This window comes from Streptomyces sp. DF42 (genome assembly GCF_058267695.1).
In genome coordinates this window covers 1,860,003-1,873,777 of record NZ_CM177859.1, presented here as the reverse complement: position 1 = coordinate 1,873,777, position 13,775 = coordinate 1,860,003, and the positions used below count along the sequence as shown (strand labels likewise).

The 13,775-nt window shown below is 73.4% G+C and carries 11 protein-coding genes; 8 read left to right on the top strand and 3 right to left on the bottom strand.

Annotated elements, in window-relative coordinates; translation table 11 throughout:
- The first annotated feature begins 46 nt into the window (after positions 1-46).
- Both ACYUED_RS08540 and ACYUED_RS08535 read left to right on the top strand, forming a co-directional pair.
- Positions 47-1,030 carry a LysR family transcriptional regulator gene (locus tag ACYUED_RS08540; RefSeq protein ID WP_491291668.1) on the top strand — a complete coding sequence of 328 codons (984 nt, stop codon included), beginning with the start codon at positions 47-49 and terminating at the stop codon, positions 1,028-1,030.
- Positions 1,031-1,097: 67 nt separating this feature from the next.
- Positions 1,098-2,063: a phosphotransferase family protein gene (locus ACYUED_RS08535; protein WP_491291667.1), complete on the top strand. Its 966-nt coding sequence runs from the start codon at positions 1,098-1,100 to the stop codon at positions 2,061-2,063.
- Here the strand turns inward: ACYUED_RS08535 and ACYUED_RS08530 are convergent.
- Both ACYUED_RS08530 and ACYUED_RS08525 read right to left on the bottom strand, forming a co-directional pair.
- Positions 2,038-2,772: a gamma-glutamyl-gamma-aminobutyrate hydrolase family protein gene (locus ACYUED_RS08530; RefSeq protein ID WP_491291666.1), complete on the bottom strand. Its 735-nt coding sequence runs from the start codon at positions 2,770-2,772 to the stop codon at positions 2,038-2,040. The genes ACYUED_RS08535 and ACYUED_RS08530 overlap by 26 nt on opposite strands.
- Positions 2,773-2,839: 67 nt before the next feature.
- Positions 2,840-3,574 (bottom strand): FadR/GntR family transcriptional regulator, encoded by a 735-nt coding sequence (locus tag ACYUED_RS08525; protein ID WP_491291665.1) that lies wholly within the window; start codon positions 3,572-3,574, stop codon positions 2,840-2,842.
- Between the two features lie 85 nt (positions 3,575-3,659).
- Here ACYUED_RS08525 and ACYUED_RS08520 point away from each other — a divergent pair, with 85 nt between their 5' ends.
- The 4 genes from ACYUED_RS08520 (at position 3,660) to ACYUED_RS08505 (ending at position 8,170) form a co-directional block, all read left to right on the top strand.
- Positions 3,660-5,030: a glutamine synthetase family protein gene (locus ACYUED_RS08520; protein WP_491291664.1), complete on the top strand. Its 1,371-nt coding sequence runs from the start codon at positions 3,660-3,662 to the stop codon at positions 5,028-5,030.
- Between the two features lie 8 nt (positions 5,031-5,038).
- Positions 5,039-6,412, top strand: coding sequence for an aldehyde dehydrogenase family protein (locus ACYUED_RS08515; protein WP_491291663.1), 1,374 nt, complete (start codon positions 5,039-5,041; stop codon positions 6,410-6,412).
- 20 nt (positions 6,413-6,432) lie between these two features.
- Positions 6,433-7,200, top strand: a complete 768-nt coding sequence (locus tag ACYUED_RS08510) for a 3-oxoacyl-ACP reductase (protein ID WP_266683396.1) — start codon at positions 6,433-6,435, stop codon at positions 7,198-7,200.
- Positions 7,201-7,267: 67 nt separating this feature from the next.
- Entirely contained in the window at positions 7,268-8,170 is a 903-nt protein-coding gene (locus tag ACYUED_RS08505; protein WP_491294185.1) for a DUF2510 domain-containing protein, read from the top strand.
- Positions 8,171-8,303: 133 nt separating this feature from the next.
- Here ACYUED_RS08505 and ACYUED_RS08500 read toward each other — a convergent pair whose 3' ends face one another.
- Positions 8,304-9,506, bottom strand: coding sequence for an amino acid deaminase/aldolase (locus ACYUED_RS08500; RefSeq protein WP_491291662.1), 1,203 nt, complete (start codon positions 9,504-9,506; stop codon positions 8,304-8,306).
- Between the two features lie 276 nt (positions 9,507-9,782).
- Here ACYUED_RS08500 and ACYUED_RS08495 point away from each other — a divergent pair, with 276 nt between their 5' ends.
- Positions 9,783-12,572, top strand: coding sequence for a hypothetical protein (locus ACYUED_RS08495; RefSeq protein WP_491291661.1), 2,790 nt, complete (start codon positions 9,783-9,785; stop codon positions 12,570-12,572).
- Complete coding sequence (mycP, locus tag ACYUED_RS08490; protein WP_491291660.1) at positions 12,569-13,771, top strand: type VII secretion-associated serine protease mycosin; 1,203 nt, start codon at positions 12,569-12,571, stop codon at positions 13,769-13,771. Before ACYUED_RS08495 ends, mycP begins: the two co-directional genes overlap by 4 nt.
- The last annotated feature ends 4 nt before the right edge of the window (positions 13,772-13,775 follow it).

Below are 13,775 nucleotides of genomic sequence, written 5' to 3'. Positions count from 1 at the left end.
CTCCGCGACCAGGGAGTACGTCTCTATGAGGGCATAAGCTGGAGTTATGAGCGAGGCGAACGCGGAGGGCCGGGGCACTCCCCGGCCCGGTACCGGTCCTGGTCCTGGTCCCGGTACCGGTACCGGTCACGGCGGTGGGGGTCCGCTGGCGCATCGGGTGCCGGATCTCGGGGCGCTGGAGCTGCTCCTTGCGGTGGCGCGGCTCGGCAGTCTGGGCGGGGCGGCGCGGGAGATGGGCATCAGCCAGCCGGCGGCCAGCAGCCGGATCCGGTCGATGGAGCGCCAGTTGGGGGTGGCGCTCGTCGACCGTTCACCGCGCGGCTCCCGTCTCACGGACGCCGGGGCGCTGGTCACGGACTGGGCGCGGCGGATCGTGGAGGCGGCCGAGGCCTTCGACGCCGGGGCGCAGGCCCTGCGGGACCGGCGCGACTCCCGGCTGCGGGTGGCGGCGAGCATGACGATCGCCGAGTACCTGCTTCCCGGCTGGCTGCTCGCGCTGCGCGCCCAGCGCCCCGACACCGCGGTGTCCCTGCTCGCGGGCAACTCGGCGGTGGTGGCGGAGCGGCTGCTGTCCGGCGGGGCGGACCTGGGCTTCGTGGAGGGCGTGAGCGTTCCGCCCGGTCTGGACTCCGCGGTCATCGCCCACGACCGCTTGATCGTGGTGACGGCCCCGGGGCACCCGTGGGCCCGCCGCCGACGTCCGCTGGAGGCCTCGGAACTCGCCGCGACACCGCTGATCCTCCGCGAGAAGGGTTCGGGAACCCGGCAGGTCCTGGACGCGGCGCTGGGCGGCCTGGCGCGCCCCCTGATCGAGCTGTCCTCGACGACGGCGGTGAAGGCGGCGGTGGTCAGCGGCGCGGGCCCGGCGGTCCTGAGCGAACTGGCGGTGGGGGAGGAGCTGGCGATGCGGCGACTGGTGCGGGTACCGGTGGAGGGGGTGGCCCTGGCCCGGGACCTACGAGCGGTGTGGCCGACGGGGCATCGGCCGGTGGGGCCGGCACGGGAGCTGTTGTCGTTGACACGGGGGTGAGGGGTTCTTCCGCGTCCCGGCGAAAACCCTTGGCGTGGTGGCGCCGTCGGCTCGCACCATGAACCGCATGACCGTAACCGCCCCGCCCGCCACAGGCGTCCGCACTCCCTGGGAAGCCCTCCCGGCCACCGTGCGCGCCGTGGTCGCCGACGTCCTCGGTGGCGCCCCCGTCGTCCAGGCGGTCACCCAACCCGGCGGCTTCTCCCCGGGCGTGGCCGCCCTCATCCGCACCGCCGACGGCCGACGAGCCTTCGTCAAGGCGGTCAGCGCGGACACCAACCCCGACAGCCCCGCCCTGCACCGCGCCGAGGCCCGCAACACCGCCGCCCTCCCGCCGCACGTCCCCGTCCCTCGCCTCCTCGGCACCCACGACGACGGCACCTGGGTGACCCTGGTCTTCGAGGAGGTGGCCGGCCATCAGCCCCAAGTCCCGTGGTGCGAGCCGGAGTTGCGGCGAGTACTCGACGCGGTGACCGAGCTGGCCCGTACCCTCACCCCCTCTCCGGCAGCCGCCCCGCCCGCCGGCGAAGCACTCGCCGACGCCTTCGCGGGCTGGCAACGACTGCACGCACAGCCGGAACACGAGCTGCGCGGCCGCCTCGACGCCCGCACCCTCGCCGAGCTGCCCCGCCTCGCCGCCCTCTGCGCGGACTGGGCGGACGCCGCAGCCGGCGACACCCTCGCCCACGCCGACCTGCGCGCCGACAACATGCTGCTCACCGCCGACGACCGCGTCGTCTTCGTCGACTGGCCGCACGCCCTGCGCGCAGCACCGTGGTTCGACCTGCTGGTCATGCTGCCGTGTGTGCGAGCACAGGGCGGACCGGACCCGCAGGAGGTGTTCACGACGCATCCGCTGGGCCGGGACGCGGAACCGGAGGCGGTCACCGCGACCCTGGCCGCGCTGACCGGGTACTTCGTGGAGAGCGCCCTGCAGCCGGCCCCGCCCGGCCTGCCCACCCTGCGCGCCTTCCAGCGCGCCCAGGGCGACGCCGCCCTTGCCTGGCTCAGGAAGCGGCTGAAGGCGTCGTAGACGCAGAGCGCGTGGATGCAGACGCCGTGGCGGCCTCGACCAACGCTCGCATCACCCGCACGTCGTCCCCCATCTCCGGATGCCACTGCACCCCGAGCACCCAGCTCGCCGCGGACGGCAGTTCCACCGCCTCCACCGTCCCGTCCTGCGCGAACGCCGTCGGAACCAGGCCCGTGCCGAGGCGGTCGACGGCCTGGTGATGGTAGGCGGGCACCGCCGTCTCCTCGGGGACGGCCCCGGCGTACAGCGTTCCCGGCACCGGTTCGACGGGGTGCCGGCCGAAGACGCCGACGACCTCCGCGTGGCCGTCGAGGTGCTGGACGAGGGTGCCGCCGAGAGCGACGTTCAGGAGCTGCATGCCCCGGCAGATACCCAGCAGGGGCACGCGCGCGGCCAGGGCCGCCTCGATCAGCGCCAGCTCCCAGGTGTCCCGGGCGCGCGCCGGCGGGCCGGTCCGCGGGTGCGGCTCGGCGCCGTAGCGGACCGGCTCCACGTCCGGACCGCCCGCGATCACCAGCCCGTCGAGCCGGGCGACGGTCGCCGTCGCCCGCTCCGGATCGTCCGGCGGCAGCATCGCGGCCAGACCGCCCGCCCGCTGCACGAGCCGCGGATAGCCGACCGGCAGCAGCGCAGCCTCCAGCTCCCACACGCCCCAGCGCGCGCCGGACTCCAGGTACGTACTGACACCGATCAGCGGCCTGTCCGCCATACGTCCTCCTGCCCGAGGCAATGGATCCCGTTCATACCTTTGCCGACCTGGCCCCCGCAGGGCAAGGTCACGCCAGGAACCCCCTGAGCAGTGCCGCGGTCCCGGCGCAGTGCTCCCGCATCATCTCCCGCGCCCCGTCCGCGTCCCCGTCCAGGACCGCTTCCACCAGGGCGACGTGCTGGCGCTGCGAGTGCTCCAGGTTGCGCACCAGGAGGGGGATGCAGTCGAGCAGGTCGTTCACCGTCGCCCGCACCGCCGCGTACTGCGCGGTCAGGGTCGGCGATCCGCACAGTTCGGCGAGGGTGAGGTGGAGCAGCGTGTCCAGCCGGCGGTACTCGGCGAGCGGTGCGTCCCCCGTGCGGGCCAGCGCCTCGCGCAGCCGGTCCGCCTGCTCGTCCGTGAGGCCGTGCGCCGCGCACAGGCCCGCCGCGCCCACCTCCAGCACCTCCCGGAAGCGCAGCACGTCCTCGATGTCGCCCTCGGCGACCCGGCGCCGCAGCTCGTCCTCGCCCCCCGCGTCCGGCCTCGGCAGCACGAACGTCCCGCCGTACCGCCCGCGCCGCGACTCCACCAGGCCCTGGTCCTGCAGCACCTTGAGCACCTCGCGCAGCGTCACCCGGCTGATCCCGAGCCGCTCGGCCAGCTCCCGCTCGGCCGGCAGCCGTTCGCCCCCCGGCACCAGGCCCAGCCGGACGACCTGCAAAATCTGCTCCAGTGCCTCCTCGAAGCCGTTGCCCGCCCGCACCGGCCGCAGCACAGGTGTCAACCGGTCCTCCAAACTGCCGTCCGGATCCAGCGACATCCCGCCGCACCCCCTTCCCAAGCAATGGTTCTCGGCAATACCTTATGGCTTCCGGCTGACCAAAGAAGCCGAAGGAGGCTTTCCCGTGGCAGACCGCACACCCCCGCTCGGCGTCGAGGAGCTGCATGCCCTCGTCGCGAGCGGTGAGATCGACACTGTCGTCCTGGCCTTCCCCGACATGCAAGGGCGCCTCCAGGGCAAGCGGTTCGCCGCACGCTTCTTCCTCGACGAGGTCCTGCACCACGGCACCGAGGGCTGCAACTACCTCCTCGCCGTCGACACCGAGATGAACACGGTCGACGGATACGCCATGTCCTCCTGGGACCGGGGCTACGGCGACTTCGCCATGCACCCCGACCTCAGCACCCTGCGCCGCGTGCCCTGGAACGCGGGCACGGCCATGCTCATCGCCGACCTCGCCTGGAGCGACGGATCACCCGTGGTCGCCGCCCCGCGCCAGATCCTGCGCCGCCAGCTGGACCGCCTGGCCGAGCACGGCTTCACCGCCCAGGTCGGCACCGAGCTGGAGTTCATCGTCTTCAAGGACACCTACGAGCAGGCCTGGGACGCCAACTACCGCGGGCTCACGCCGGCGAACCAGTACAACATCGACTACTCGGTGCTCGGCACCGGGCGGATCGAGCCCCTGCTCCGCCGTATCCGCAACGACATGGCGGGCGCGGGTCTGACCGTCGAATCGGCCAAGGGCGAGTGCAACCCCGGCCAGCACGAGATCGCCTTCCGCTACGACGACGCCCTGGTCACCTGCGACCAGCACGCGATCTACAAGACCGGCACCAAGGAGATCGCCGCCCAGGAGGGCGTGTCCATCACCTTCATGGCCAAGTACAACGAGCGCGAGGGCAACTCCTGCCACATCCACCTCTCCCTCGCGGACGCGGCCGGCAACAACGCCATGGCGGGATCCCCCGGCGACCCCGACGGCATGTCGGACGTCATGCGGTACTTCCTCGCCGGACAGCTCGCCGCACTGCGGGACTTCTCCCTGCTCTACGCCCCCCACATCAACTCCTACAAGCGGTTCCAGCCGGGCTCCTTCGCCCCGACCGCCGTCGCCTGGGGCCACGACAACCGCACCTGCGCCCTGCGGGTCGTCGGCCACGGCCGCTCGATGCGCTTCGAGAACCGGCTGCCCGGCGGCGACGTCAACCCGCACCTCGCGGTGGCCGGGCTGGTGGCGGCGGGCCTGTACGGCATCGAGCAGAAGCTGGAGCTGCCCGAGGCCTGTGCCGGGAACGCGTACACGGCCGAGTACGAGCACGTCCCGACGACCCTGCGCGAGGCCGCCGAGCTGTGGGAGAACAGCCCGATCGCCAAGGCCGCCTTCGGCGACGAGGTCGTCGCGCACTACCGCAACATGGCGCGCGTCGAGCTCGACGCCTTCGACGCCGCGGTCACCGACTGGGAGCTGCGCCGCTCCTTCGAACGCATGTGAGGCCCTTCTTGTCTGCCGAGTACACACTCGAAGTACTGAACCCCGCGACCGAGGAGACCGTCGCCACCGTTCCGGGCGCCACCGCGGCCGACGTGGACGCGGCCGTCGTACGGGCCACCGGCGCGCAGACACGGTGGGCCGCACTCCCGCCCGCCGACCGGGCCCGGCTGCTGCGCCGGTTCGCGGTCGCCGTCGACGAACACCTCGAAGAACTCGCCGGGTTGGAGGTCCGGGAGGCGGGCCACACCATCGGCAACGCCCGCTGGGAGGCGGGCAACGTCCGCGACCTGCTCGACTACGCCGCCGGGGGAGTGGAACGCCTGACGGGCCACCAGATCCCGGTCGCGGGCGGCCTGAACGTGACGATCCAGGAGCCGCTGGGCGTCGTCGGCGTCATCGCGCCGTGGAACTTCCCCATGCCGATCGCCGCCTGGGGCACCGCTCCGGCGCTCGCGGCCGGCAACGCCGTCCTCCTCAAGCCCGCCGAGACGACCCCGCTGACCGCCCTGCGCCTCGCCGAACTCGCCCTGGAGGCAGGCCTTCCCGAGGGCCTGTTCCAGGTGCTGCCCGGGCACGGCCCCGTCACGGGCAACGCCCTGGTCGAACACCCGGGCGTGGCGAAGATCGTCTTCACCGGGTCGACGGCCGTGGGCAGGCAGGTACTGGCGAAGGGCTCGGCGCTCCTCAAGCGCGTCACCCTCGAACTCGGCGGCAAGAGCCCCAACATCGTCTTCGCCGACGCCGACCTCAAGACCGCCGTCGACCCCTTCTCGTTCCTGGACAACTCCGGCCAGGACTGCTGCGCCCGCACCCGGATCCTGGTCCAGGAGGCGGTCTACGACGAGGTCCGGGAACTGCTCGCCGACACGCTGTCCGCCGTGGTGGTGGGCGACCCGGCCGACGAGAAGACCCAGATGGGCCCGCTGATCAGCCGCCGGCAGCTGGACCGTGTACGGTCGTTCGTTCCCGACGGCGCCCAGGCCCTGCGGGGCACCGCCCCCGACGGCCCCGGCTTCTGGTTCCCGCCGACCGTCCTCACCGGCGAGCGGCCCGACTCCGCCGCGGCCCGCGAGGAGATCTTCGGCCCCGTCGCCGTCCTCCTCCCCTTCACCGACGAGCAGGACGCGATCCGGCTCGCCAACGAGACGCCGTACGGCCTCTCCGGCTCCATCTGGACCCGCGACGTCGGCCGTGCCCTGCGTGTCTCGCAGGGTGTCCGGGCCGGCAACCTGTCCGTCAACTCCCACTCCAGCGTCCGCTACTGGACACCCTTCGGCGGCTTCAAGCAGTCCGGGCTCGGCCGTGAGCTCGGCCCGGACGCCCTGGCCGCCTTCACCGAAACCAAGAACGTCTTCATCAGCACGGAAGGCCCCGCACAGTGACCGCATCGTCCGCAGAGAACATGTGCCGGCGGCTCGTCGGCCGCACCGCCGTCATCACCGGAGCCGGCAGCGGCATCGGCCTCGCCACCGCACGCCGGCTCGCCTCCGAGGGCGCGCACGTCGTCTGCGGCGACGTCGACGAGGTCCGCGGCAAGGCCGCCGCCGACGAGGTCGGCGGAACCTTCGTCAAGGTCGACGTCACCGACGCCGAGCAGGTCGAGGCCCTCTTCAAGACGGCGTACGACACCTACGGCAGTGTCGACATCGCCTTCAACAACGCCGGTATCTCCCCGCCCGACGACGACTCCATCCTGGAGACCGGCCTGGAGGCATGGAAGCGGGTCCAGGAGGTCAACCTGACCTCCGTCTACCTGTGCTGCAAGGCCGCCATTCCCTACATGCGCAGGCAGGGCAGGGGCTCCATCATCAACACGGCGTCCTTCGTCGCGAGGATGGGCGCGGCGACCTCCCAGATCTCCTACACGGCCTCCAAGGGCGGCGTGCTCGCCATGTCCCGCGAACTGGGCGTGCAGTTCGCCCGCGAGGGCATCCGCGTGAACGCCCTGTGCCCGGGCCCGGTCAACACCCCGCTCCTGCAGGAGCTGTTCGCCAAGGACCCGGAGCGGGCCGCCCGCCGCCTGGTCCACATCCCGGTCGGCCGGTTCGCCGAGGCCGAGGAGATCGCGGCCGCCGTCGCCTTTCTCGCCAGCGACGACTCGTCCTTCGTCAACGCCACCGACTTCCTGGTGGACGGCGGCATCGCGGGCGCGTACGTCACGCCTCTCTAGACAACCGAGACAACCGGGACAACCGTGTACTGATCTTCGGCGCCCGTCCTAGAGTGCCGGAATGAGCATGTCGCCCCCGCCCGGCTGGTATCCCGACCCGTCGGCCCCCCACCTGCAGCGCTGGTGGGACGGCACGGCCTGGACGGAGCACCGGAGCACGCCCACCGTGCCCGGGCAGCCGCCGTCCGGGGGCGGCGGTTCCGGCCGGGCGAAGGTCGTCGCGCTCACCACGGCCGGGGTCGTGCTCGTCGCGGCGATCGTCACGGGAGCGGTCTACCTCCGCGACGACGACACGGGTGGCGCGGACGTGCAGACCGTGCCGAACTCCGTCGAGTCCTCCGCCCCGCCGGCCACCGGCGGCCCCTCGCCCTCGGCATCCGCCTCGGAGAGCTCCGCCGACGACCCGGCCGTCGTCGACCAACTCAACGGCATCACGCTGCCGTTGCCCGACGGCTGGGTCAGGCCGCAGTACGTCGCCGAGGACGACGTCGTCATGACCACGGACGGCACCTACGGCTGCCCGGGCGACTCCGGCGTGTGCCGTCACGGCCTCGTCATCTCCCGTACGGCGACCGATACCGACGAGACCTCCCCCAAGGCACTCGCCGAGCAGGACATCCCGGATGCGGCCGACGCCGCCTACGACCGGGACCTCATCGGCGGGCGGCCCTTCGGCGGCATCGAGTCCCACCGGCAGGTCACGTCCGGTCAGATCGCGGTGGCGGGCCGCGCCGGGTACTTCGTGCGCTGGCGCGTGACGACGGCCAAGGGGCCCGGCGGCTACGTCGAGTCGCTCGTCTTCCCCTCCAGCGTCGGCACGGAGGCGCCGGTGATCGTCCGGTTCGTCTTCGACGCGGGCGCGGACGGCCCGCCGCTCGCCGACATGGACCGCATCGCCAAGGGCATCCGGCCGCTCGACGACGCGTCGACGAGCGGCGGAGTGGGCAGCAGCATCGGCCCGAAGACCTGACCCGGAGCACTGATCCGACGTACGAATACGACGTACGACCGGCGTACGAATACGACGTACGAATCCGAAGTACTGACTCGACGAACCGGCCCGGCAAGCTGATCGTTCGGCCGTCCGGCCGGTCGGCGGGCTACTACAGGAAGGTGTGGCCTTCCCCGCGGTACGTCGGCGCGGTCGCCGTGACGGCATCGCCCTCGATCAGGTGCAGCGCGTCGAACCGCTCGCACAACTCGCCGGCCTTGGCGTGCCGGAACCACACCTTGTCGCCGATCAGCAGGTCGTCGGCGGGCGAGCCGAGCAGCGGCGTCTGCACCTCGCCGGGTCCCTCCTGGGGGTCGTAGCGCAGCCCCTCGGGCAGGTAGGGGACGGGGAGCCGGTCGGGCCCGGGCGCACCGGAGGCGGGGTAACCGCCGCCCAGCACCGTCACGACCCCGACTCCCGGCCGCCGCACGACGGGCTGGGCGAACAGCGCGGCCGGACGCCCGCTGAACGAGGTGTAGTTGTCGAACAGCCGCGGCACGTACAGGCCCGACCCCGCGCCGATCTCCGTGACGGCGTCCTCCGCGGCGGTGTGCTGCACACTGCCGGTGCCGCCGCCGTTGACGAACTCCAGATCCGGTACGACGGCCCGCACCGCGCGCACCACCGCGCCGCGCCGCTCCGCGAGCTCCCGGCGGGCCGTGGCCTGCATGAGCCGTACGGCACGCGACCGCAGCGGCCGCCCGGCGACGGAATCACCGACGCCCGCGATGTGCCCCTCGTACGCCATGATCCCCACGACCTTGAACCCGGGCCGCCGTGCCACGGCGCGGGCCAGGTCCGCGACCTGGGCGGGGGAGTGCAGCGGGGAGCGTCGCGCCCCGACGCGTACGCGCCCTCCCAGCAGCTTCAGCGAGGTGTCTAACTCCAGGCAGACGCGGATGACTTCACGCCCGCCGGCGCGCGCCTCGTCGATGAACCCGAGCTGCGCGGGATCGTCGATCATGACGGTCACGGCGGCGGCGAGCTTGGGGTCACCGGCCAGCTCGGCGAAACCGCCGCGGTCCGCGGACGGATAGGCGAGAAGGACGTCGTCGAACCCGCTCCGCGCCAGCCACAGGGACTCGGCGAGGGTGAACGACATGATCCCCGCGAAGCCGTCCTTGGCGAGCACCCGCTCCAGCAGGGCCCGGCAGCGGACGGACTTGCTGGCGACGCGGATCGGCTTGCCACCCGCGCGGCGCACGAGATCGTCCGCGTTGGTGTCGAAGGCGTCCAGGTCCACGATGGCGAGAGGGGCGTCGAGATGGGCGGTGGCCCGGTCGTAACGGACTCGGTCTGCGGCGCGAGCAGTCATGAACGAAGCCTGCCAGACGGGATTACCGCAGGGTAGGGGGACGTTCCGGGCAGATGCCCCGGGCTCGTGGACTGGTTCCCGTTCCGGCAGGGGCAACCCGTAGAGTGACGCGCACGTACGGCGGACGACCACGGCTGCACATCCCGCACCTGGATGCCGGTCCATCCGTACGGGTATGCGTGTCCGGGACGGACAGATCCGGCGCCGAGCGGTTGAGCGCAAGGACGACGGCCCGCGTACAGGTAGTCGGCCCGGGCGCGAGGAAACGGGGGGTGCATGAGCACGGACGCGCAGCACGCCTCCATCCCACCGCGCCCGCCCCAGCCCCCGACGGTCGGGCGGGGCCCGGCGGACCGGCAACCACAGGAGACCACCGCGCCCCCGCCCCACACCGACCCCACGCTGGACTCGACCGCCGAGCCCACCGGCGTGTGGTCCCCCTGGAGCGGCTCCGAATCCTTCAACGCGTTCGCCCCGCGCCGCCCCACGCCCACCCCTTCCCCGCCTCGCAACGAGCGTGAGGCCGCGGACGAGGGCTGGTCGCCGTGGAGCGGCCGCGAAGGCGATGGGGAGCCGTGGCCATGGAGCGGCGGCGAAGCCGATGGAGGCCCGACGCCCCGGACCGGCAGCAACTCCGACGGCGTCTCGCCGTCCCGACCGATCACCGAGGCCGACACCGCTGGACCGGCCGTCGACGGCGACGGTGACGCCGTCTGGCCGTCCCGGTTCGATGGTGGGGCTGAAGCGGGTTCGTCGCGGGGCGGTGGTGGCTCGGGCGGGGGTACGGCGTCCTGGCCGGGTGGCGGGGTCGAGGGCGGCTGGTCGTCCCGGTTCGGCGGTGGGGCTGAAGCGGGTTCGTCGCGGGGCGACAGTGGCTCCGGCGGGGCAACCACGTTCCGACAGGGCTCTCGGGCCGGCGAGAGCTGGTCGTCCTGGGGCGGCGATGAAGATGAAGGTGACGAAGGCTCCCCGGTCCGAGGCGACAGTGCGGCCGAGAAGGGTTCGTCGTCCCAGCAGGGCAGTGCGGCCGACGAGGGTTCGTCGTCCCGGCAGGACAGCTCGGCCGGCGAGGGTTCGCTGCCTCGGGGTGTCGGTGCGGCTGACGGAGACGGCGTACCGGCGTCTGCGCGAGGCGGTCGGACCGACCGGAGCCGGGCCACGGAGAGCCGTCCCCGGACCGAACCGGGCTCGGCATCCGGGCTGCGTTCCGACACCCCCGCGGACTCGTCGCGCGGCCCAAGCCCGGCGTCCGACCCGGCCGGCTCCCCGGACATCCGCCCCCACTTCCCGAACCTCCGCGTGCCCTCCGCACGAGACGCCGGTCCGCTGCCCGCGCCCCCGCCGCAGGCCTCGGCCCGCTTCCCGGACGCCCCTCCGACGACCGGCCGCGGGACACGCAGCGACGGCGCCGCTACGACCGGGCGGACCGCCGACGCCACCCCCACGCAGCCGGCTGCCGGCACCGTGGTGCAGGGCGCCGACGGTACGAATCCGCAGACCACGGCCGGTTCGACCGCGCGCGGTGCCGCCGGTACGAGCGCGCCGGGCAGCGCCGTACCGCCACGCCCGAGCCACCGCCCCACGCCGCCGCCCCGCCCCACGAGCGCTCCCGAGGAGACGGCCCAGGAGACCACCAGGCGCCTGCGGCCCATCCGCCCGCAGACCCCGCCCGAGGCGCCTGCCCGTCCGGCCACCTCGCCCGCCATGCCGGACACTGGCCGCATTCCCACGTCGGCCCACCCCCTCCGCCGCCCGGGTACGACCGCCCCGCCCGTGCCGGAATCCCGTCCGGGTTTCCGCTCGGGTTCGACTCGTTCGGCCGCCTCGGCGAGACCGGATGCCCCCGCCCTCTCGGCCACATCCCCGGGGACGCCAACTCCCGCCTCTGCCGAACCGGTTCGGCAGGCTGACTCGGCGGTGCCGCCGATGCCGGGCGCCCGCCCCGCCTCCGCGCCCGCCGATCCCGGCCGTCGCCCCGGTTCGGTCACGCCGCCCATGTCCGAGTCCGGCTCGGCGGCCACCGCTCCTCTTCGGCGCCCCGGCGCCACCCCGCCGTCGGCAACGAGCACCCGGCCCGATCCGGCCGTACCGCCCATGCCGCCGGCCCGCCCGAGCTGTACCCCCAGCCCCACCCTCACCGCGGCCGACGCGCCACAGCGTCCGGGTCCCGGTGTGGGCGCAGGGCCCGACCCCGCTCTCTCCTGGAGTACTCCGATGGTGCCCGGTGGGACGCTGGGGGCCGGGCGCCCCGTTGTGTCGTTCGCGGAGCCCGAGGGGTACGACGAGCACGCCCGGCCGAGGCCGCTCGCTCGGCGGGTGCGGCCGCGTACCGCCGCGGCCGCCGCCTGTCTGGTGCTCGGCGTCGGGCTCATCGGCGGCGCCTTGACCGGGAGTTGGCTGGTAGGGGACTCGGGGGACGGCGGCGCGCGGGACACGTTCGCAGCGGCCGGAAGCCTGTGGCACAGCGTGCCCGTGGACCGCTTGTTCCCGCCGACCGTGGAGGGCACCGGTGCCGGCCCCGGCGGCGCCGACCGGACCTGGACACGCGTCGCCGTCGCACCGGACAGCGGATGCAAGGACGCCTTCGACCCGCTGCTGAAGAAAGCCCTCGCACCGGTCGGCTGCCAACGTCTCCTCCGCGCCACCTACACCGACGCCACCCAGAGCTTCGTCACCACCGTCGGCCTGCTGTTCACCGACGCCGACGCCGCATCCATGGACGCCCTCGCCAAGCGCTTCCAGAAGGAGGGCCTCGGCAGCCGCACGGACCTCATGCCCCGCCCCTACGCGGCGAAGGACACCGCCGCCGCCCGCTTCGGGACCGAGCAGCGCGCGTCGTGGACCATCTCCGTGCTCACCGACGCCCCGGTGGTCGTCTACGCCGTCTCCGGCTGGGCCGACGGCCGCAGTGTCGACACCCCGCTCTCCGCCGAGCAGGCCATCCAGTCCGGCGCCTCCTCGGCCCCCGCCCAGGCTGGCCTCGGCAACGAGGCCCAGGGCCTCGCCGACCGCATCGAACGAGCCCTGCGCAAAGACGTCACCTCGCCCACGGAGAAGCCCTCGTGAAGCGCCGTATCCGAGCGAAGAGCAGCAGCGGAGCCAGGCACCGTGTCGGAGCGGTGAGTGTCCTCCTCGCCGCTTCTCTCGCCCTCGTCCCGCCCACCGTCGCGCACGCCGACGGCATACGGGCCCAGCAGTGGGCCCTCGACGCCATGCACACCCAGCAGGCCTGGCAGACCACCAAGGGCAGGGGCATCACCGTCGCCGTCCTCGACACCGGTGTCGAGGCCGACCATCCCGACCTCGTCGGGAACGTCCTGCCCACCAAGGACATGATCGGCTTCGGGGCGAGGCAGGGGGACCGGGCGTGGGCCCGGCACGGGACCGCCATGGCCGGGATCATCGCCGGGCACGGACACGGCCCCGGCGACGACGAGGGCGTCATGGGCATCGCCCCAAAGGCCAAGGTCCTCCCCGTTCGCGTGATCCTGGAGGACGGCGACTCGGCCCGCAGCAAGGCCCGCTCCTCCCGCGGCAACGCCCTCGCCGAAGGCATCCGCTGGGCCGCCGACCACGGCGCCGACGTCATCAACCTCTCCCTCGGCGACGACTCCGTCTCCGCCCACCCCGAACCCGCCGAGGACGAGGCCGTCCAGTACGCCCTGAAGAAGGGCGTGACCATCGTCGCCTCGGCAGGCAACGGCGGCGACAAGGGCGACCACGTCTCCTATCCGGCCGCCTACCCGGGCGTCATCGCCGCGACCGCCGTCGACCGCTTCGGCACCCGCGCCTCGTTCTCCACCCGCCGCTGGTACGCCACCGTCAGCGCCCCAGGCGTCGACATCGTCATCGCCGACCCCGACCACAAGTACTACGAGGGGTGGGGGACCAGTGCCGCCTCGGCGTTCGTCTCGGGCGCGGTGGCGCTCATCAAGGCCGCCCACCCGGGGCTGACCCCCGCCCAGATCAAGCAGCTCCTCGAGGACACCGCGCGCAACGCCCCCGTCGGCGGCCGCGACGACTCGCGCGGCTTCGGCCTCATCGACCCGGCCGCCGCCATCAAGGCGGCCGGCCGCCTCAAGCCGGAGGGCCTGCAGGCGGCGTCGTACGGCGACAGGTACTTCGGCTCCGGCCCGGACGCCGCCGAGTCAGACGACGACACCAGCGGCTGGGCCGCCCCACTCGCGGGCAGCCTCGGCGGGGTCCTGCTCGTCGCGGCGGTCGTCCTGTGGCGCGGCCGCCGCAGACGCTTCGAGGACTTCTAGCCGC

Excerpts from the sequence above, each read along its gene's own strand:
- ACYUED_RS08540 (WP_491291668.1), top strand. The coding sequence starts at position 47 with ATGAGCGAGGCGAACGCGGAGGGCCGGGGCACTCCCCGGCCCGGTACC.
- ACYUED_RS08535 (WP_491291667.1), top strand. The coding sequence starts at position 1,098 with ATGACCGTAACCGCCCCGCCCGCCACAGGCGTCCGCACTCCCTGGGAA.
- ACYUED_RS08530 (WP_491291666.1), bottom strand. The coding sequence starts at position 2,772 with ATGGCGGACAGGCCGCTGATCGGTGTCAGTACGTACCTGGAGTCCGGC.
- ACYUED_RS08525 (WP_491291665.1), bottom strand. The coding sequence starts at position 3,574 with ATGTCGCTGGATCCGGACGGCAGTTTGGAGGACCGGTTGACACCTGTG.
- ACYUED_RS08510 (WP_266683396.1), top strand. The coding sequence starts at position 6,433 with ATGTGCCGGCGGCTCGTCGGCCGCACCGCCGTCATCACCGGAGCCGGC.
- ACYUED_RS08505 (WP_491294185.1), top strand. The coding sequence starts at position 7,268 with ATGTCGCCCCCGCCCGGCTGGTATCCCGACCCGTCGGCCCCCCACCTG.
- ACYUED_RS08500 (WP_491291662.1), bottom strand. The coding sequence starts at position 9,506 with ATGACTGCTCGCGCCGCAGACCGAGTCCGTTACGACCGGGCCACCGCC.
- ACYUED_RS08495 (WP_491291661.1), top strand. The coding sequence starts at position 9,783 with ATGAGCACGGACGCGCAGCACGCCTCCATCCCACCGCGCCCGCCCCAG.